General features: G+C 37.2%; 20 protein-coding genes. 18 read left to right on the forward strand and 2 right to left on the reverse strand.

From position 1 onward, the window contains the following. The first annotated feature begins 24 nt into the window (after window positions 1-24). From MKY65_RS10445 to MKY65_RS10490, 10 genes are all read left to right on the forward strand, one after another. Window positions 25-2,133, forward strand: coding sequence for a BglG family transcription antiterminator (locus tag MKY65_RS10445; protein ID WP_339184580.1), 2,109 nt, complete (start codon window positions 25-27; stop codon window positions 2,131-2,133). A 25-nt stretch (window positions 2,134-2,158) separates the two neighbouring features. Continuing rightward, window positions 2,159-2,596, forward strand: coding sequence for a PTS sugar transporter subunit IIA (locus MKY65_RS10450; protein WP_339184583.1), 438 nt, complete (start codon window positions 2,159-2,161; stop codon window positions 2,594-2,596). A gap of 21 nt (window positions 2,597-2,617) precedes the next feature. Beyond that, window positions 2,618-2,905 carry a PTS sugar transporter subunit IIB gene (locus tag MKY65_RS10455; protein WP_339184584.1) on the forward strand — a complete coding sequence of 96 codons (288 nt, stop codon included), beginning with the start codon at window positions 2,618-2,620 and terminating at the stop codon, window positions 2,903-2,905. 18 nt (window positions 2,906-2,923) lie between these two features. Then, entirely contained in the window at window positions 2,924-4,171 is a 1,248-nt protein-coding gene (locus MKY65_RS10460) for a PTS transporter subunit IIC (protein ID WP_339184586.1), read from the forward strand. Between the two features lie 28 nt (window positions 4,172-4,199). Then, window positions 4,200-4,862 (forward strand): ribulose-phosphate 3-epimerase, encoded by a 663-nt coding sequence (rpe, locus tag MKY65_RS10465; RefSeq protein ID WP_339184588.1) that lies wholly within the window; start codon window positions 4,200-4,202, stop codon window positions 4,860-4,862. Further along, entirely contained in the window at window positions 4,859-5,926 is a 1,068-nt protein-coding gene (locus MKY65_RS10470) for a galactitol-1-phosphate 5-dehydrogenase (RefSeq protein WP_339184590.1), read from the forward strand. The genes rpe and MKY65_RS10470 overlap by 4 nt, the downstream gene beginning before the upstream one ends. Continuing rightward, window positions 5,923-6,474, forward strand: a complete 552-nt coding sequence (gene hxlB / locus MKY65_RS10475) for a 6-phospho-3-hexuloisomerase (RefSeq protein WP_339184592.1) — start codon at window positions 5,923-5,925, stop codon at window positions 6,472-6,474. The genes MKY65_RS10470 and hxlB overlap by 4 nt, the downstream gene beginning before the upstream one ends. Window positions 6,475-6,646: 172 nt before the next feature. After that, on the forward strand, window positions 6,647-7,840 hold the full coding sequence (locus MKY65_RS10480; protein WP_339184593.1) for an amidohydrolase: 1,194 nt from the start codon (window positions 6,647-6,649) through the stop codon (window positions 7,838-7,840). Between the two features lie 44 nt (window positions 7,841-7,884). After that, entirely contained in the window at window positions 7,885-8,319 is a 435-nt protein-coding gene (locus MKY65_RS10485; RefSeq protein WP_339184595.1) for a hypothetical protein, read from the forward strand. Between the two features lie 180 nt (window positions 8,320-8,499). Then, the gene (locus MKY65_RS10490) at window positions 8,500-9,450 is read left to right on the forward strand and encodes a sugar-binding transcriptional regulator (RefSeq protein ID WP_339184597.1); all 951 of its coding nucleotides are present in this window, start codon (window positions 8,500-8,502) and stop codon (window positions 9,448-9,450) included. A 50-nt stretch (window positions 9,451-9,500) separates the two neighbouring features. Here MKY65_RS10490 and MKY65_RS10495 read toward each other — a convergent pair whose 3' ends face one another. After that, the gene (locus tag MKY65_RS10495; RefSeq protein ID WP_339184599.1) at window positions 9,501-10,544 is read right to left on the reverse strand and encodes an alcohol dehydrogenase catalytic domain-containing protein; all 1,044 of its coding nucleotides are present in this window, start codon (window positions 10,542-10,544) and stop codon (window positions 9,501-9,503) included. A gap of 12 nt (window positions 10,545-10,556) precedes the next feature. Next, entirely contained in the window at window positions 10,557-12,212 is a 1,656-nt protein-coding gene (locus tag MKY65_RS10500) for a glycerol-3-phosphate dehydrogenase/oxidase (RefSeq protein WP_339184601.1), read from the reverse strand. Between the two features lie 341 nt (window positions 12,213-12,553). Between MKY65_RS10500 and MKY65_RS10505 the strand changes: the two genes are divergently transcribed. From MKY65_RS10505 to MKY65_RS10540, 8 genes are all read left to right on the forward strand, one after another. Then, window positions 12,554-13,501 (forward strand): sugar-binding transcriptional regulator, encoded by a 948-nt coding sequence (locus MKY65_RS10505; RefSeq protein ID WP_052485049.1) that lies wholly within the window; start codon window positions 12,554-12,556, stop codon window positions 13,499-13,501. A gap of 88 nt (window positions 13,502-13,589) precedes the next feature. Beyond that, complete coding sequence (locus tag MKY65_RS10510) at window positions 13,590-13,988, forward strand: transcriptional regulator GutM (RefSeq protein ID WP_052485050.1); 399 nt, start codon at window positions 13,590-13,592, stop codon at window positions 13,986-13,988. After that, entirely contained in the window at window positions 13,976-14,506 is a 531-nt protein-coding gene (locus MKY65_RS10515; RefSeq protein ID WP_042533638.1) for a PTS glucitol/sorbitol transporter subunit IIC, read from the forward strand. The genes MKY65_RS10510 and MKY65_RS10515 overlap by 13 nt, the downstream gene beginning before the upstream one ends. Before the next feature lie 29 nt (window positions 14,507-14,535). Then, entirely contained in the window at window positions 14,536-15,588 is a 1,053-nt protein-coding gene (locus MKY65_RS10520; RefSeq protein ID WP_256706172.1) for a PTS glucitol/sorbitol transporter subunit IIB, read from the forward strand. A gap of 137 nt (window positions 15,589-15,725) precedes the next feature. Further along, window positions 15,726-16,091: a PTS glucitol/sorbitol transporter subunit IIA gene (locus tag MKY65_RS10525; RefSeq protein WP_339184605.1), complete on the forward strand. Its 366-nt coding sequence runs from the start codon at window positions 15,726-15,728 to the stop codon at window positions 16,089-16,091. A gap of 27 nt (window positions 16,092-16,118) precedes the next feature. Further along, window positions 16,119-17,408: an NAD(P)-dependent oxidoreductase gene (locus tag MKY65_RS10530; protein WP_339184607.1), complete on the forward strand. Its 1,290-nt coding sequence runs from the start codon at window positions 16,119-16,121 to the stop codon at window positions 17,406-17,408. 106 nt (window positions 17,409-17,514) lie between these two features. Then, a complete protein-coding gene (locus MKY65_RS10535; RefSeq protein WP_339184610.1) occupies window positions 17,515-18,495 on the forward strand; it encodes a thiamine pyrophosphate-dependent dehydrogenase E1 component subunit alpha in 981 nt (326 codons plus the stop codon). Window positions 18,496-18,798: 303 nt separating this feature from the next. Then, the gene (locus MKY65_RS10540; protein WP_339184613.1) at window positions 18,799-19,782 is read left to right on the forward strand and encodes an alpha-ketoacid dehydrogenase subunit beta; all 984 of its coding nucleotides are present in this window, start codon (window positions 18,799-18,801) and stop codon (window positions 19,780-19,782) included. The last annotated feature ends 4 nt before the right edge of the window (window positions 19,783-19,786 follow it).

Below are 19,786 nucleotides of genomic sequence, written 5' to 3' on the forward strand. Positions count from 1 at the left end.
TATGTATTTAGGTGGTGTTATGCGTTGAATCAAAGGATTTTAGCGTTGCTGAATCAATTAATTTATTCGGAAAGTTATCTAGCTATAGATGAGCTTGCCGACAGCTTCAATGTATCCCGGCGAACGATTTATAACGACTTAACTAAAACGAATGATTGGTTAAAAGCAAACGGATATAAAGAAATAGGGCAGATACGTGAGAAAGGTTTATTTTTGGATGTCACGGTAAAAGAAAAGCTGAAATCTGAAATAGGTACTTCTGAACGCACATATTATGAGTATTCTCCAAATGAGAGAAAGGCATGGATCTATCTTTATATGACAACATATGATACCCCCATGTATCTTGAGAACTATCAAAAACTTTTTGTGGTGAGTAGAAATACAATTCTTGAAGATGTAAAAAAATTAAAACAAGAATTGAAAACGTTTCATATTGAAATTATATCTGAACGCTATGAAGGATATGTCCCTCTCGGAGAGGAAGCGCAGGTCAGAAATGCATTATTTTATTATCTCCCTTTCATTATTCCGCTAAATGGATGGTATAGCATCCTTAATGAATCTGAAAGAGAAAAGGAAGGAGGATCCAATAAGGTATATGCATACCGAATATTTGATATAGATCGGTTGCATCAAATTAGAAAAAGTCTGCATGTATATGAAGCAAGTCAGTCTTTAGAATTTACCGATGATGTTTTTGCAGATTTAGTAATATGGATTTATTTATTTACAAAAAGAATGGAAAAAGGAAAATATGTAGATATTGATCCGATTGAAGAAAGTGTTATCAGTTCGACAGAAGCATATAAGGGAGTAAATAATTTATGTCAAAAACTGAAAGAGCAACATCGAATTATTATCCCAAAAACAGAAATTTACTTTCTTACCAGGTATTTATTAAGTGCCAAAGTGAATTATGAGGTTCCTTCATATGATGAAAGAAATGAATTGAATCAATTACAAGAAGTAGTCAAGTCGATGATAGCTGATTTTCAATTATATGCTGCCAGTGAATTTACAGAGAAAGAAAAAATGATTCAAAACTTAATAGTTCATTTGAAACCAGCTTATTATCGATTAAAGTACGATATAAATATTGATACAAAGTTGCATAAATCTGTTAAAAAAAATTATCCTGAAGTTTACCATTTAACAAAAATGGTGATTCATCACTTTGAAAAGTTTGTTCAAAAATCGGTTGAAGAGAATGAAATCGCTTTTATTGCAATGCATTTTGGAGGATGGTTAAGACGAGAAGGGATTGTCCTCAATCAAAATCGATTGCGGATTTTAATTGTTTGCACAAGCGGAATAGGAACTTCAAAAATTTTGGAATCTCAATTAGAAGGTTTATTGACGGAAGTGGATATTGTTGCAACTAAATCTTTAAGAGATTATCAGCGATTTACTAAGTCAGTGGATTTTATCGTTTCAACTGTCCCACTTGTGGAGGACGAAATTCCTGTCTTGGTGGTGAATCCAATCTTAGATAATAAGGATAAGGAACTGTTGCTAAAGAAAATAAATCGATTATCTGAAGAATATAAACCAGGAAATTCGCATTCAGTAGATGCGGTAATGAATATTGTGAAGCACTATGCAGATATCCATGATGAAGAAGGATTGAGAGGAGAATTCAAAAAATATTTACAAGCCCCTATGACGATTGGAATGGAAAGAAAACCATCTCTAAGCGACTTGATTCCTTCAAGCCGAATTCAGTTTCAGTATGCAGTAAGAGACTGGAAAGAAGCAGTTAAAGTTGCAGCAAATCCATTAGTGAAGAATGAATTCATTAATGAAAACTATGTAAATAAAATGATTGAAAATATGAATCGTTATGGTCCTTATGCTGTCCTGTCCCAACGTTTAGCGTTACCCCATGCTAATTCAGCGGACGGAGTAAACGAAACAGGGATGAGCCTGCTCCGTTTAGAAAAACCAGTCAATCTATTCGGATTTTCTATTCATATATTTGTTGTCCTTGCGTCATGGGACAATAAGCAGCATTTACGTGCATTAAGTCAATTAACTGCAATTGCAAAAGATGAGAAACGATTAAATCATTTGATTACAGCGCGAGATGAAAAGGAAGTAACAGAGTTGCTGCAGCGTTACTCTTTAGAATAATTTGAGAAGTTGGAAGGGTGAAGATGTGTTAAAAGAATATTTACAAAGCAATCTTGTGTTTAAAAATATAGAATGTGAAAGTTTCAAGGATGTCCTTGCCGCAGTTAGCGAAAAGTTAGTAGAGCTGAGCTTTGTAAGCGAAGAATTTGAAGAAGCATTGCTAATCAGGGAGAAGGATTATCCGACTGGTTTGCTGTTAAATGGATATACCGCAGCAATTCCTCACGGCGGTGCTGAATTTGTGAAAAAAGATTTTATCTCCGTTGTCACATTGAAAAATCCAATTGTTATGAATCGGATGGACAATCCAGAAGAGACATTAACTGTTGATACGTTATTTATTCTAGGCTTTGGAAGCAGTGATCTTCATTTAACTGCTTTGCGTCAACTTATGGAAATTATTCAAAACAAAGAAACAATGGAACAAATAAAAAACGGAAAAGAACTACAAACATTAATATAAAATAATTAGGAGGAATTTGATATGTCAAAAATCAATATTGCTGTAGCTTGTGGAAGTGGAATTGCAACATCAACAATTGCTGCTGATGCAGTGAAGGAAGTGCTGGAGGAAGAAAATATTTCTGATTATAAAATTATCAAAACGAGTATGACAGAATTGCCAAATGTCATTGATCAAGTAGATATTGTGTTAACAACAAATAATTACGAAACAGACGAGAAACCTCATTTGAATATTATGGGATTTGTAACTGGAATAAATGAGGATGGATTAAAAGCACAACTAGCTGAGCTATTAAAATCATTATAGATAAGGACGGTAGACAATATGGAAACTTTATATAATATTGTCAGAACGATTACCGAAATGGGTGCCACTGCTATTCTACCAATCATTATAACAATTCTTGGAATTGTATTTCGAATGAAAATTGGAAATGCAATTAAATCAGGGCTGCTAGTAGGTATCGGTTTCTTAGGACTGACATTGATAGTTGATTTGTTAAACACTTCTTTAGAACCCGCAGTAAGTTACTATGCGGATCTTGGATCAGGCTTTACGATTGCGGATATCGGTTGGCCGGCAGTTGGTGCAGCCTCTTGGGTCGCTCCCTTTGCGGCTCTTTCCATTCCATTGGGGTTATTAGCCAATCTATTGCTTGTTCGATTGAAGTGGACGAAAACATTAAACGTAGATATTTGGAATTATATGCATTTCTTAATTCCAGGAGCTTTAGTATACTTTCTTTTTGGAAGTTTTTGGATGGGGCTGCTAGTGACTTTGCTAATGTCAATAATCGCTCTCTTTGTAGGTGATTGGATTGCTCCCAAATGGCAGAAGTATTTTGGTTTAGAAGGGACAACAAATACAACGATTATTTACTCAGCTTGGGGTTATCCGATTGCTTGGGCTGTGAATAAAGTGATTGATTTTATTCCGGGAGTGAATAAATGGAATCTTTCTTTAGATAAATTAAACCGTAAATTGGGTGTCATTGGAGACCCTGCTATTATCGGATTTATTGTAGGTTTAATCCTTGGTTTGATTACGAAGCGTTCGCTGTCAGAAATTATTACGATGGCTATAGGGATTGCCGGAGTTATGGTATTGATGCCTAAAATGGTTGGCGTGATGATGGATGGATTATCTCCAATCGGAAAAGCTGCCAAAGACTTTATGGTCAAGAAAATGGGTAAGGATTCAAAGTTGAATGTTGGAATGGATATTGCTTTAGGTTTAGGTGATCCAACAACGATTACAACAACCGTTATTTCTATTCCGTTAGTCATGTTATTCGCTATTATTTTACCTGGCGTACAATTTTTCCCTATTGGTCTGCTCATGTCTGTGACATACATCTCTGTTATGTGTGCTATGGCAAGTAAAGGAAATCTATTCCGATCGATTACATCTACAGTAGTATTTTGTATTATTACATTTTATTTAGCTGGGTTTGTAGCTCCAGGCGCAACAGAAATGTTGAATAGTGCAGGTGTTGGGTTAGAAGGATTAGGTACAGATGTAACTTTCTCTACACTTTGGAACCTGCTTATTTACTGGTTTAGTACGATTTAAAATTTAGTTAAAGAAAGGATGTAGAATCATGCCTGAAATTTTACCTTCCTTGTTTGCTGCAGATATTATGAATCTGCAGCAGGCATGTAAAGATTTAGAGACGGAAGGGTTTAAGAAACTGCATGTGGACATGATGGATGGTCAATTCGTTCCTTATATCGCATTTGGAACCGAGCAGATTAAACAAGTAAAACAAGCCGTAAATATGGAGTTAGATGTGCATCTCATGGTAAAAAATCCTGAGCAGAAAATAGCTGGATTAATAGAGATGGGAGCAGAAATGATATCTGTTCATATAGAATCAACACCACATATTCGCTTTGTCCTTGAAGAAATAAAAAAAGGCGGTAGGAAAGCAGGTGTTGTGCTTAATCCGGGAACCGACACATCTCTCATTAAGCCATTGTTAAACACAATAGATTATGTTCTTTTAATGTCTATCAATCCTGGACGCTCAAATCAGAAATTTATAGAAGAAACGATTGATAGAATCAAAGAAGTGAACGAATTGATCGGTTCTCGAAATATTGAGATTGAAGTAGATGGATCTGTAAATGCTTCTACAGCCAAAAAGTGTATTGATGCAGGAGCGTCAATCATCGTTATTGGATCTTATCTATTTGCTGACAACCAACAAAACTTCTCCCTGTTAAAACAATTGGAAGAAGAAAGGGAGTTGAAAGAACAATGAAAGCATTGAAGCTTTGTGGAAATAGAGATATTCGTTTTGAAGAAGCAGAAAAACCCGTTATTAAATCAGAAAACGATGTTTTGGTTCAGGTTAAAGCATGTGGTATATGCGGGTCAGATACGTCCAGATATACAAAATTGGAACCACATAGTCCTGGGCAAATCTGGGGGCATGAATTTTCAGGAGTGGTTGAAGCGGTCGGAGAAAATGTCACCGATGTGCAAGTTGGCGATCATGTTGCAGGCTGTCCTGCATTGATTGACGAGGATGATTATTATTATAAAGCTGGTCATCCTGCCCGTGCAGACTCATTACAGGCGATTGGTGCTTTAGAGCCGGGGGGGTTTGCAGAGTATATCACATTGCCTTCCAAAAATGTAGTAAAAGTACCAAAAGAATTAGACTTTGAAGCAGCAGCAATGGTAGAACCTTCAACTGTTGTCTTGCACGGGTACTATCAAACAAAACTGACAGTCGGTGATGATGTAGTAATTACAGGAGCTGGAGGGACAATTGGATTGTTTGCCGTACAATGGGCGAAAATATTCGGTGCAAAAAAAGTGATTGCCATTGATATTGATAATCAAAAGCTGGAGACAGCAAAATCGTTAGGTGCTGATTATACAATTAACTCTCTACATGAAAATGTATTAGATAAAGTTAGTGAATATACAGATGGCATGAATGCAGATATTGTTGTTGAAGCAGCAGGAAGTCCAATTACCGCAGCTACTGTATTTGGCTATGCGAAAAAAGGAGGCGGCGTTCTTTTCTTAGGAATCCCTTATTCAGATATTTCAATGGAACGTTTTTACTTTGAGAAAATTCTTCGCAGTGAACTGACTGTTTGGGGTTCTTGGAGCTGTGTTTCCGCTCCGTTTCCAGGGAAAGAATGGCATACAACAGTTCACTTTATGAATAATAAGCGCTTAAATACGGAAACAATGATTACGCACCGTGTGAATCTAAAAGAGGGACCAGAGATATTTGAAAAATTTGCAGAGAAATCGGAGACCTTTGGAAAAGTAATTATGTATCCAGAAGGTGAGCGTGTATCAGAATGACAAAAACATCAGGATATATGCAGGAAATTCTAAATGAAATCAATCAAAGTATACCACAAATTGATTTCAATGATACATCTGAAATTATTGAAACGCTTTATAAAAGTAAACGTATTTTTATAACAGGAGCTGGGCGCTCTGGCTTAGCGATTCGTTCATTTGGAAATCGGTTGCTTCATTTAGGGAAATCTGTTCATGTTGTAGGGGATATCTCCAGCCCTAGTATTCAAGAAGGCGATGTCTTAGTGGTTAGCTCAGGTTCTGGTGAAACAGAAATTCTGGTTACACATGCCGAAAAAGCAAAGAAGCAAGGAGCAAAAGTTATTCTGGTTACAACTAATCAGAATTCCCGTTTAGGTAAAATAGCGGGTAAAATGATTATTGTAAAAGCAGTAAATAAAGATTCCGAGGTAACCACTCTTCAGCCAATGGGATCTTTATTTGAACAAGCAAGCTGGTTATTATTTGATGCAATCGTTCTTGAATGGAAGGAACAGTATCAGGTAAGCTATGAAACAATGAAAAAACGTCATGCTAATTTAGAGTAGATTATAATCAGGAGTTGTATCTTCTTTTAGTACAACTTCTGTTTTTATAACTTAACAAACCCTAGTTGACAACTCGGAATAAAATAGGTAGACTTATATAAAATTAAGAATTTATTTCTGAACATGTATTAGGTAAGTCATATATACTATTGAGATGGGCGGGGATTAAACAGTGGGCACAGTAGAGGATAAAGTAATACATGCCATATTTAAAGAATTTGATGCGAATTTTGAGGAAGTAAAAGGCTGGAGAAGATATATGCACCAGCATCCAGAATTATCCTTTAAAGAGGAGAAAACAGCAAAATACATAGAAGAAAAATTAAAAAGCTTTGGTTTGGATGTTCAAAAAAATATCGGAGGACATGGTTTAATAAGTGTTTTGGAAGGAAAACAGCACGGCAAAAAGATTGCTTTAAGAGCAGATTTTGATGCGCTGCCAATTGAGGATGAAAAAGAAACCGCTTATAAATCTACCAATCCCGGTGTGATGCATGCTTGTGGTCATGATGGCCATACTGCAGCTTTATTAGGCGTGGCAAAAGTAGTAAGCCGATATAAGGAAAATCTGAAAGGAAGCATTGTTTTTGTATTCCAGCCGGCAGAAGAAACACCGCCTGGCGGAGCGAAGTTCATGATTGAAGAAGGAATTTTAGATGATGTAGATTATGTATTTGGAGCTCATCTTGCATCAGACATACCAATCGGGAAAGTCGGTGTAGGAGCGGGATATCAAATGGCGGCTGTAGATAAGTTTGCCATTGATATTAAGGGGCATGGCGGTCATGGCGCCCGGCCGCATGATACTACGGATTCACTGGTAATAGGAACGAGCATTGTCGAGGCTTTGCAAAAAATAGTCAGCCGGCAAATCGATCCGTTAAAATCAGCTGTGGTGACAATTGGTGTTTTTCAGGCAGGGAACGCATTTAATGTCATTCCTGATACAGCACGTATTGAGGGAACGGTGCGCAGCTTCGATCCAGAAGTACGTGATAAAGTAGAAACGGAAATTCGTTCGATATTAGATGGAATCACCAGTGCATTTCATGCGACTTATGATCTGGACTACTTGAGAGGATATCCTGCATTATTCAACTATCAAGAAGAAACAGACCTTGCCAGAGATTTATTCAAGGAAGCTTTTGAACATGAGAATGTAGTAGAATTTTCTCCGGCTATGGGGGCAGAGGACTTCTCTTACTTTTTAGAAGCAAAGCCGGGGACCTATTTCCGGGTCGGTTCTAGAAACGAAGATGTAGCCACACATTACCCGCATCATCATCCGCGATTTGATATTGATGAACGAGCATTGGTGAATACGGAAAAAGCATTTGCATCAATCATTAATCATTATTTATTGTAGAATGAAAAAAATGCAGGAAAGTTGCAGCAGAAAGGAATTTAAGAATGACTCGGCCAAAGATATCTCTAATGGAAGCGTATATGATTGAAACATTGCGCGTAAACGGAATAACAAATGAAGAAATAATAGCAGGTGTAAAAGCTAAAGATGTGTCAGGATGGAAGCAAATAAGTGAAAAATTTGATTTTGAACAGCTGGTTGCATTAGCGGAAAAGGATTTAGCAGCTTTTGAAAAAATAATAAATGATGGTTATACTGTTAAATTTGTAACGGTTGGAGGTTTGGAGAGATTATTGAGTCTGAAATTTGGGAAAGAGGCTGGAAAGGATTATCAACAACAGCAAACAGGGGCAACTGGTTTGAATTTAGTTGAATCTGCTCTGAATGAATTAAAGCAAGTTCTTTCTCTTAATTGGAAAGTAGAAGATGGAGCAGAAGGTATTTCCGTGTTGTTGAAAGAACAGAAGGATTTTTCTTGATATTTCCAAAGAAGCGCTATGATCCTCATTTTGGGTTTATAGCGCTTTTAAATTGTTAAACCTTAAAATTGGAAAGTATTAGGCATATTTGACTTTACTCTGTATAGATTCTATGATTAATATAGAGAGTAAAGGAAGTTTAGCAATTAGTATTTATAAACTGTGAAGAGAGCGGATGTTATGCTAAGTTGGGAAGAACGGCGTTTAATGGTTAAAATTGCGCAATTATATTACTATGAAGGATGGACACAAGCAAAAATTGCAAAAAAGCAAAATGTTTCACGTCCTATTATCTCGAAATTGTTAAATAATGCCAAAAAAGAGGGTATTGTAGAAATTTATATTAAAGATGAAACGTTACATAGCGTGGAGTTGGAAAACGCTATTATGAAAAAATTTGATTTGAAAGAAGTTATTGTGGTATCCACAGCGGGCTTTGCTCCTGAGATGATAAAACGCCAGCTGGGAAAATCAGCTGCTTCTTATATAGCGAATCACTTAACGGATGTAAAAAGCTTAGGGCTTTCTTGGGGAACAACGCTATTATCTTTCGTAGAAGAGTACCCTTATAAATATAAAAAGGACACACATATTGTTCCAATTATTGGCGGAATGGGAAGCGAGTATGTTCATTTACATTCCAATCAATTAGTTTTCCATCTATCACAAAAAATGAATTCAAGCTGCTCTTATTTATATGCTCCAGCGATGGTAGAATCTATTGATTTAAAAGAAAGGTTAGTTGAGTCAAAAGATATTTCTCATGTTTTAGAGCAAGCAAGAAATGTTGATATGGCGGTTGTTGGTCTTGGGAATCCGTTTAAAAGCTCAACAATGGAAAAAATAGGGTATCTAAACCAGAAAGGCCTCGCATCTTTACGTAAAGCGGGAGCGGTAGGAGATATCAGTTCGAGATTTTACGATGCGATTGGAAAAGAATTAAATCATCCCTTAAACGATCGTGTTATCGGTTTAGACTTAAATGAAATTAAACAGATACCCGAAGTTATTGGAATAGTGGAAGGCTCATATAAATTAGAAAGTCTAGAAGCGGCATTACAAGGTAAATATTTAGACGTGTTGATTATTGATGATCGAACGGCACAGGAATTGGTTGAAAGCTATATATAAGAAACAACCCAATTATCAGAAATAGATAATTGGGTTGTTTAAAATTTTTATTATTTCCAAGGGGTTACGACGCATTTCAAACCGTTTTTATCAAGAGCGGTTTGAAATGCTTTTTTTGTATCCTGCAAAGAGAATACATCTGTGACAAATGGAGTGAAATCAATTAGTTCTTCGTCAATCCATTTCACCGCTTTTACATGTAAATCACGCGGAGCTCCATGTGTACCAACAACAGTTAATTGTTTATAGATAAAATGATTTGTATTAATTGGAGTTTCAGTAACCTTCTTATTTCCTGAGAAATATAATACTCTTCCTTTTTTTCGTACAATTTCCAAAGCCTCATTTTGAACATAAGCAGAGGGAGCAGTTACAATGGCAACATCAGCACCTAATCCACCTGATGCATCAAGAATAATTTGCGATGTATTTTCCTTAGTTGGGTGGATAACCATATCAGCGCCGATTTGCTTAGCAAGCTCTTGCCTTGCTTTGGAACGCTGTACAGCAATAACTTTCCCGGCGCCCATTTTTTTAGCTGCAGCAATATACATACACCCAATTGCGCCTGCTCCATAGACAACGACTGCATCACCGGCATTGATCTTTACTTCAGTCAGCCCGCTAAGCACACAGGCGAATGGTTCAGAAAGGCTCGCTAATTCATATGATGTAGTATCTGCAATGCGCTGGATAGATCCATATTCAATAAAGTTTCGCGGCAGCACCATATATTGAGCAAAGCCGCCATCGATTTGGTAGCCAATAGATTCTCCTTTTACACAAAAGTGGCTGTCATTTTTTTGGCAATAGTAGCATTCGCCACAAGGGAGATGTGCCCAAAGTGTGACGCGGTCTCCTAATTGAAATGATGAAACATATTTTCCTTTTTGGATGATTTCTCCTGCTATTTCATGTCCGATAATTCTAGGAAAACTTACCCGGCTGTCCCCGTTTTGGAAGATTCGTAAATCGGACCCGCAAACTCCAGTGGCATGAACCTTTAATAATATTTCATGGTCATCGATATCAGGAATCTCCTTTTCCTGATATTCGAGCTTTTCTTTACCAGTTAATGCGACTGCCTGCATCATATTTGATTCCCCCTAATCTTCTTTGAAATGGAGTGCTTTTTTGATTTGGTATTGCATTTGACGGATTTCTTGTTCTTTAACGGCGTCGTTCCACTGAAGAATATCAGCCATCTCTTTAGTAACTAATTCTAATGTTTCTTTAACAAGCTCTAAATCAAATAATAAATAGCTTGTACGACGATCATAGAAATCAGTTAATGTTGAAACCATTTCATGCTCGATTGTATAACGAAGTTCTCCTAAAATGTTCCGGTGTACGTGTTTTAGTTGCTGCCCGTTATAGCTATCTATTGTCTGCAGTAATTTTTCAGTGTTTGATCCATAACGCAATACATAGTTAGTGATGTTCTGCTGTGAAATTTCTAAATGACTATATTGTCCATGAATCCGATCCGCATACTCATAAAGTTCTTTAATATTGTTAAATTGTGAGCCGGATAGTTTTAAATTTGCTGTTTTAGTTGTAGGAAGATTTAATTTGTGTTTTTTATCGATATAAGTTAGAATGCGATCTGCCATTTTACGATAACCAGTCAATTTTCCGCCAGCAATGGTAACAACACCAGAATTTGATTCAAAAATTTCATCATGACGAGATAATTCGGAAGGTTTTTTTCCGCTCTCGCCAATAAGCGGCCGAATTCCTGCCCAACTGGATGATATATCCTGAACCTGTAATTTTACATTTGGAAACATATCCTTTAAGCAGTCTAATAAATATTGAACTTCGCTAAGATGCACATGTATATCATCCATATCTTTATTGTACAGTGATTCTGTTGAACCGACATACGTACGGTTTCCTACTGGAATAACGGCTATCATTCTTCCGTTATGTTGAAAATAAACAGAGGATTTCACTGGTAATTTATCATAAGGAAATACAATATGAATTCCTTTCGCAAGAACCATATGCTTCCCGGTTATTTTCTCATCCTTCTTACGAACTTCATCAACCCAGGGGCCAGCAGCATTTACAATGTGTTTAGCATAAACAGTGAATGTCTGGTTAGCACAGTGGTCTCTTCCTACGATTCCTTTAACCATGTTATTTTCATCTTTTAGGAATTCGGTCATTTCGGCATAATTTAAAATTACAGCGCCTTTTTCTTGTGCTGTTTTTGCTGCTTCCAGTGTTAAACGGCTGTCGTCTGTTCTATATTCAATATAACATCCGCTTCCTTGAACGATCTTTTTGTTAAAAAGGGGTTCGTTTTGAAGCGTTTTCTTTTTTCCGTATAGGCTATGGCGTTCCTCTTTTTTTACACCAGCAAGTTTGTCATAAAGGGTGAGTCCGGCTTTTAAAGTTACTAAATTATAAGACTCTTTTTTTATCAAAGGAAAATTCATAGTAATCGGGTAAACGAGATGAAGGGCATTATTATAAACAATATCGCGTTCTGATCCAGTTTCTTTTACAACAGGAAAATCAAAGTTCTGTAAATATTTTAAACCTCCATGGATTAATTTTCCTGAGCGGCTGCTTGTTCCTGATGCGAAGTCATAACGTTCTATTAAAGCTACTTTTAGTCCTCTTGTGATAGCATCTAGGGCAATTCCGCTTCCTGTGATTCCTCCGCCAATAATCAATAAATCGAATTGTTGTTCTTCTAATTGGTGAAGGGTGCTGTCACGATGAAGTGTAGAAAAAGAATGATTATGAGACATGTCGAATCCTCCTATATTTTACAAATGTTCAAAAACAAAAATTTTGTAATTTTATAATGAGTATATAATTTGGGGAGTAACAAGTCAATAATCTAGATGGTTAAAAACCTTTATTCATGTTTGTTTATAATGGCGAGATGATTCACACAATTGGAAAATAGCTGTAGTTATACATCAATACACCAAGGATAAAGAGCTGCAAAATGGTGTTTTGCTTCTTTGTAAAGAATAAGTGTCCGCAAAATTTCAGCACAGTGAAATTTTTTCAAATTTGAATGCGTTTGCATAAAATCTGAAGAAATATGATATAATCGTGTTACATTTGTAAGGGGGTTGAAATTATGAATATTGAAGAAAGAAGATTAATGACAAAAGTAGTCAAACTGTATTATTTAGAAGGTTGGACACAAACGGAAATTGCAAAAAAAATTAACAAATCCAGGCCAATTGTCTCTAAACTTCTGAAGCAGGCAAAAGAAAAACAAATAGTTGAAATATACTTGAAGGATAGTACTGTACATACGGTTCAACTAGAGAGAGAACTGGAGCAAAAATATAATTTGAAAGAAGCAATTGTGATTGAATCCGCACATAGCGGCCCAGAATTAATTATGCGCAAACTTGGGGTAGTGACAGCGAGATATATTGAAAAAAAACTGGATCAAATAAATACAATTGGTATTTCATGGGGAACTTCTGTATATGCAGTTGTCGAAGCTTTTCAATATCAAGCAAATAAACCCGTTCATCTTATTCCGCTGATTGGCGGTATTGGACAGAACTATATTGGTTACCATACCAATTCACTGCTTTTTGAGCTTGCTCAGAAGTTAAATTCAACTTCTTCCTATCTGTATGCTCCAGCAGTTGTCGAAAGTGAAGAGTTAAGGAATCATATTGTACGTTCTAAAGATGTGAAAGAAGTTCTTACTAAAGGAAAACAAGTTGATATAGCGATCGTAGGTATTGGGAATCCAGGAATACAAAACACGATGACAGAAATGGGGTATTTATTGGAAGAAGATCAGCAAAGTCTTTTGAATGCTGGGGCCATTGGTGATATCAATTCAAATTTCTTTAATAAAGATGGTGAACTCGTTGACCACCCATTAAATAATCGCACAGTAGGAGTTAAGTTGGAAGATATTAAAAATATTTCAGAAGTAATTACAATTGTAAGAGGAGATTACAAATTATTCCCGCTGCATGTCGCACTTGAAAATAACTTTATCACTACATTAGTTATTGATAGTGATACCGCAGAGAAACTTTTAAAAAAATACAAATAAATGTTGACAAAGTTTTGAAAGCGTTTTATCATTCTATTTACAAACGTAAATCAATATTACATTTGTAAATATAAGAGGGGGATAAGTTATGTGGGGAACTTTCATTTTAATTTTTGCCTTTGTGTGGGGAGTACAGTTTCTAATGACACAACTGCAAGTAAAGCATTATCGTTCAAACATAAAGAGCTTTACCAATCGAAAGTCAGGTTTTTTAGGAACAGGTTATTTTAAAAAAAGGTTTGGAACAGGGGCGTTGGTTTTATTAGTATCTGATGAAAATTTGCAGGTAGTTGAAGCAAAAATAATGAAAGGGATTACCGTTTTTGCTCGCTTTAAAGATAGAAAAGAATTAATCGGCAAGGATTTATTTGAAGTTGAAAATATGGAGATTCTCGATGCTAAAGAGAAAAATGCCGTTCAAGGAGCAGTCAAAATGATTGAAAAAGAGTTTGAGAAGAAAGGGGAGAAAGCAGCATGGATTTCTTAATCAGTATTGCAGAAGGATTTATTGGAATGTTTGAAGAAGGCGGAGAAACTTTCATGGGGCTAGTAACGGGTATTATTCCAATGCTCGTTGTATTAATTACAGCAGTAAATGCTTTAATCAAATTTATTGGGGAAGACAGAGTAAATAGTTTTGCACAAAAGTGTACAAAATATTTTGTTTTACGATATACTGTTTTTCCGTTTTTAGCCGTTTTTTTCCTTACTAACCCAATGTGCTACACATTTGGCCGTTTTTTACCGGAAAGACAGAAACCAGCTTTCTATGATTCAGCTGTTTCATTTGTCCATCCGATAACCGGGCTTTTCCCACATGCAAATCCGGCAGAATTATTTGTCTATATGGGAGTAGCAGCTGGAATTACAGAACTGGGTTTATCATTAGGGCCGTTAGCTTTAAGATTTCTGTTGGTCGGAATTGTCGTTATGTTGATTAGAGGAGTTGTAACAGAGATGATTACAGCCCGTATGTTAAAAAATAAGCAAGACAGCGCAGCGTAATAGTTGAACAATTATGGGAGGGATAGAGAGTGAGTGAATTTAAAGCGGTAAAAGTTCATAAAGGGCCTTCTGGATGGGGTGGTCCATTAGTAATTCAGCCTAGTGAAGAACAAAAATATATTATTTCTGTAACCGGCGGGGGAATCCATGAAGTTGCACAAGCTTTAGCAGAACAAACGGGAGCTATTGCGATAGATGGTTTTGAAAAGTCTGTACCGAAAGAAGAAATAGCAGCGGCAGTTATTAATTGCGGTGGAACGGCGAGAAGCGGGGTATATCCGCGAATGGGAGTAAAGACAATTAACACATTTAGTAATTCGCCATCCGGGCCATTAATGAAGTTTATTAATGAAGGTAATTTCGTATCCGGAGTAGAGAGTCAAAGTCAATTTGAAATTGTGGATGCATCTGGAGAAGCAGTTACAACGGCAAAAGTTGAGAATGATGATGCACCAGATTTAATGGATAAAAAGGTTGCCCAACAGGTAAAAGAAGAAGCAAAATCAAAAGTAGCTGAATCTAAGAACGGTAATGGAAAGAAAAAGAATCCAATAATGAGATTTATTGAGATCCTGGGAAATAAAGTGGGGAATGTCGTAAGTGTCTTCTTCCAATCAGGACGAGATACAATTGAAACGGTTATTAAAAATATCTTGCCGTTTATGGCTTTTGTAAGTGCATTAATGGGTATCATCACATTTACAGGAATCGGTGATATGATTGCTAATTTAGTTGCTCCGTTAGCAACAAGTCTTATTGGAATGCTAATCCTGTCGTTTATCGCTGCCATTCCAGTAATATCTCCATTACTCGCACCGGGCGCAGTAATTGCTCAGGTTGTCGGAGTACTCATTGGTGTGGAAATCGCAAATGGTAATATACCTCCACAAATGGCATTGCCGGCATTGTTTGCTATTAATCCGCAAGTTGGTACAGATTTTGTGCCAGTTGGATTAACGCTTGGGGAAGCAGAAGCAGAAACGGTTGAAGTTGGAGTTCCAGCAGTACTATTCTCTAGATTGATTACTGGACCAATTGCAGTAGTTATTGCTTATCTTGCTAGTTTTGGACTTTACAGTTAATTAACTCGGGATATTATTTACAAATGTAAATAGTTATAACATTTGTAAATAAACGAGATATCATGTATAGTGGATTTATAAAATAAAGATTATTAGAAATTCTTACAGAAAATTTTGTGCGTTGAAGGGTGATTTAGATGAGTCAATTACAATTAGATTTAAATGTAACTGAAGTTGGGGAAGATGTAGAGCTGATGAAAGAGGAAGGTATATTGATTTTATTTAATAATACCGTGCCAGAAGATTTGAAAACGATTGCTGTTATTCACGATGGCGCATTTCATCAAGACATTAAGTCTGGCGATAACATGATAATCAACGGTGAACTTTTCCGTATCCTTCATGTTGGAGATAAAGCAAATGAAACGTTGTCACAACTCGGTCATGCCACATTTAATTTTGAAGGTGAAACAGAATATGATATGCCGGGTACGGTTTATCTGGAAAAAAAAGAAATTCCTCATATAGAGACAGGTTCTACAATTTCATTTCATAGATCATAAATTAGTTGATAGAAGGAGTGCGTTTTTATGTTAAATATAAATAGAAAACTTGAAAAATTACAAAATGAAGGATCTTATATCAAAGTTGGTCTGGTAGGCGCCGGACAAATGGGAAGAGGCATGATTTCACAAATTGAAGGTATGAAAGGGATGCGGGTAGTAATTACTTCCGATCTAGCAGTAGAGAATGTGACAAATGCTTATAAACATGCTGGAATTGATGCTGCCAGTATTCAAGAAACAAATGATAAAGAGGCAGCGTCTAAAGCGGTTCAGGAAGATAAGGTAGTTGCTACAAAAGATATGAAACTTGTAACCTCTCTCCCTGAAGTAGACGTTGTAGTAGATGCTACGGGTATTCCAAATGTAGGTGCAGAAATTGCTTGGGATTCTATTTTGAATAATAAACATATTATTATGTTAAATGTAGAAGCGGATGTTACGGTCGGGCCATTGCTTAAAAAAATGGCGGATTCTGCTGGCGTAGTATATACAGGCTCTGCAGGGGATGAGCCTGGAGCAATTATGGAATTATATGATTTTGCGGATGCGATGGGATTTGAAATTGTAGCACTTGGAAAAGGAAAAAATAATCCTTTAAATTTAGAAGCGAATCCAACAACAGCGGAAGCAGAGGCTAAAGAAAAAGGGTCATCTCCTAAAATGCTTGCATCCTTCCAAGATGGAACAAAAACAATGGTTGAGATGAATGCTGTTGCAAATGCAACTGGATTTTCACCAGATAAGCCCGGGATGCACGGCTTTGAAGCTTCCGTTCAAGAATTGCCAAAAGTCTTTCTTGAAAAGGACAAAGGCGGAGAGGTAAATGGAAAAAGAATTGTAGAGTTTATCAACGGAATCGCACCAGGCGTATTCGCTATCATTGCTTCTGATAAAGAGGAAGTTAATGCGGAAATGCAATATTTAAAAATGGGAGATGGACCAAACTATGTTTTATATCGTCCATATCATTTAACTAGTTTAGAAACGCCATTATCAATTGCTAAAGCATATATTGATCATGAAGCAACGATCGCTCCTTATTATGGGTTACAGGCAGAAACGGTTACAGTAGCTAAAAAAGATCTGAAGGAAGGGGAGCATCTGGATTATATTGGCGGCTATACTGTTTATGGACATATTTTAAAAGCTGATGAAGCTAAAGAACAAAAAGCTCTTCCGTTAGGGTTGGTTGATAGAAATGTTGTATTGAAGAAAGATATTAAAAAAGGTGAGATTATTACCTATGATGCAGTAGAACAAATAGAAGAATCCACTATTTGGAAGCTTCGTTCTATTCAAGATAGAGAGTTTTAATAAACTGGGGTTAATCAGGATGTGTTTTGCGCTTTAGCAAGGCATATTCATTTACACGCATTTTTACATTTGTGCCTAACAAGAACAAAAGGAAAGGATGAAATTTATGTCAAAATTAAACGTTCCAGATAAGATTACAAATGAAAAACTGGTAGAACTCTATAAACAAATGTGGACAATCCGTTTTTTCGAAGAGAAAGTAGATCAATTCTTTGCAAAAGGTAAAATCCATGGAACAACGCACTTAGCAGTAGGACAAGAAGCAAGCGCTGCAGGCGTATGCGCTTTACTGGAGAAAGAAGATAAAATTACCAGCACGCATCGCGGGCATGGTCATTGCATCGCTAAAGGAGCTACGCCGGATAAAATGATGGCAGAGTTATTCGGCAGAACAACAGGCTATTGTAAGGGAAAAGGCGGATCCATGCATATTGCAGATGTAGAAATGGGTAATCTTGGTGCAAACGGTATCGTTGGCGGGGGGATTCCATTAGCTGTCGGCTCGGCATTAACAGCATCGATGAAAAAGTTAAATTATGTAACTGTCTGCTTTTTTGGGGATGGCGCTACGAATGAAGGAAGTTTTCATGAAGCAGTGAACCTTGCTGCAGTTTGGAATTTGCCAGTTATCTTTGTTTGCGAAAACAACCAATACGGCATGTCTGGCCCTGTGAAGGAAATGGTGAAGATAGAGGATATTGCAACAAGAGCAAAATCCTATGGCATCCCTGGAGTGGTAGCTGACGGAAATGACCTTATTGAAATGATGAATGTCACAAATGATGCGCTTGAGCGTGCTAAAAACGGGGAAGGACCAACCTTAATCGAAGCAAAAACCTATCGTTGGAAGGGTCACTCGAAAAGTGATGCTAAAAAGTATCGTACCCGTGATGAAGAAACAGAATGGAAAGAAAAAGATCCAATCAAACGGTTAAAAGAACTATTAATCAGTGAATCTATTATCACGGAAGAACAAGCGGAATCACTGCGAAAAGAAGCTTTAAAAGAAATTGAAGATGCAGTGGCTTTTGCTGAAGAGGGTCCGATGCCGACGAAGGGTGATTTATTAACGGATGTATTTGCTTAAAGTGAACGTTCAAAAAGTCCTCAAATGATAAGCGGCAGGAAAAGGAGCTTCTACTAAGAACGCCCACGTCGTGTGGGCAACGTAGAAGCCACCGCATCCTGCGGAAGTGCGTTGACGTGTTTTTTCCGATACTCACGTATCTATACACATAGGGGAACTTCTGTTAATACCGTCCACATCCTGTGGACAACACAGAAGTCACCACATCCTGTGGAAGTCCGTTCGTAAAAAACACGTCGCCTTGAACTTCTTGCTTCTAATTTGATTACTTTTTGAACCTGTATTTAATAAGGAGGAAAGAAAATGAGAGAATTAACATATTTAGAAGCAGTTCGTGAAGCAATGAGCCAAGAGATGCGTCAAAATGAAGATGTTTTTATTCTTGGTGAAGATATAGGGGTATATGGAGGAGCTTTTGGAGTTACCCGGGGAATGATTGAAGAATTTGGTCCGGAGCGGATACGAAATACGCCAATCAGTGAATCTGGGATTGCCGGTGCGGCAGTTGGTGCAGCGTTGACTGGAATGCGCCCGATTTTAGAACTGCAATTTTCTGATTTTATTACGATTGCGATGGATCAAATGGTGAATCAGGCTGCGAAGATTCGTTATATGTATGGCGGAAAAGGAAAAGTTCCGATGGTTTTACGTACGCCAAGCGGATCAGGTACAGGAGCAGCTGCACAGCATTCGCAAAGTTTAGAGGCTTGGGTGGCTCATGTTCCTGGTTTGAAAGTTGTTCAGCCTTCTACAGCGCATGATGTAAAAGGACTATTAAAAGCAGCGATGGATGATGATAATCCGGTGATTTTTTATGAGCATAAATTACTTTATAAAACAAAAGGGGACGTACCGGAAGAGCAATACAGCATCCCGCTGGGAAAGGCAGATATTAAGCGGGAAGGAACAGATGTAACAATCGTAGCAACAGCTATTATGGTACACCGTGCTTTAGAAGCGGCTGAGGAGCTGGAGAAGGAAGGCATCAGTGCAGAAGTTGTTGATCCGCGCACATTAGTACCGCTGGATACAGAAACAATTATTCAATCTGTTTCCAAAACATCTCGTTTAGTTGTTGTCCATGAAGCGGTAAAAAGAGGCGGTTACGGTGCTGAGATTGCCAGTATGATTGCAGAGAGTGAGGCATTTGATTATTTAGATGCGCCGATTAAACGATTGGGCGGGGCATCCTCGCCGATTCCATATAACCCGGAATTAGAGAAAATGCATGTGCCGCAGGTTCCAGATATTATCCAGGCAGCGAAGGAAACATTGAATAAAGCGTAGAAAG

The organism is Oceanobacillus sp. FSL W7-1293, from assembly GCF_037969815.1.
Lineage (GTDB): Bacteria > Bacillota > Bacilli > Bacillales > Amphibacillaceae > Oceanobacillus > Oceanobacillus oncorhynchi.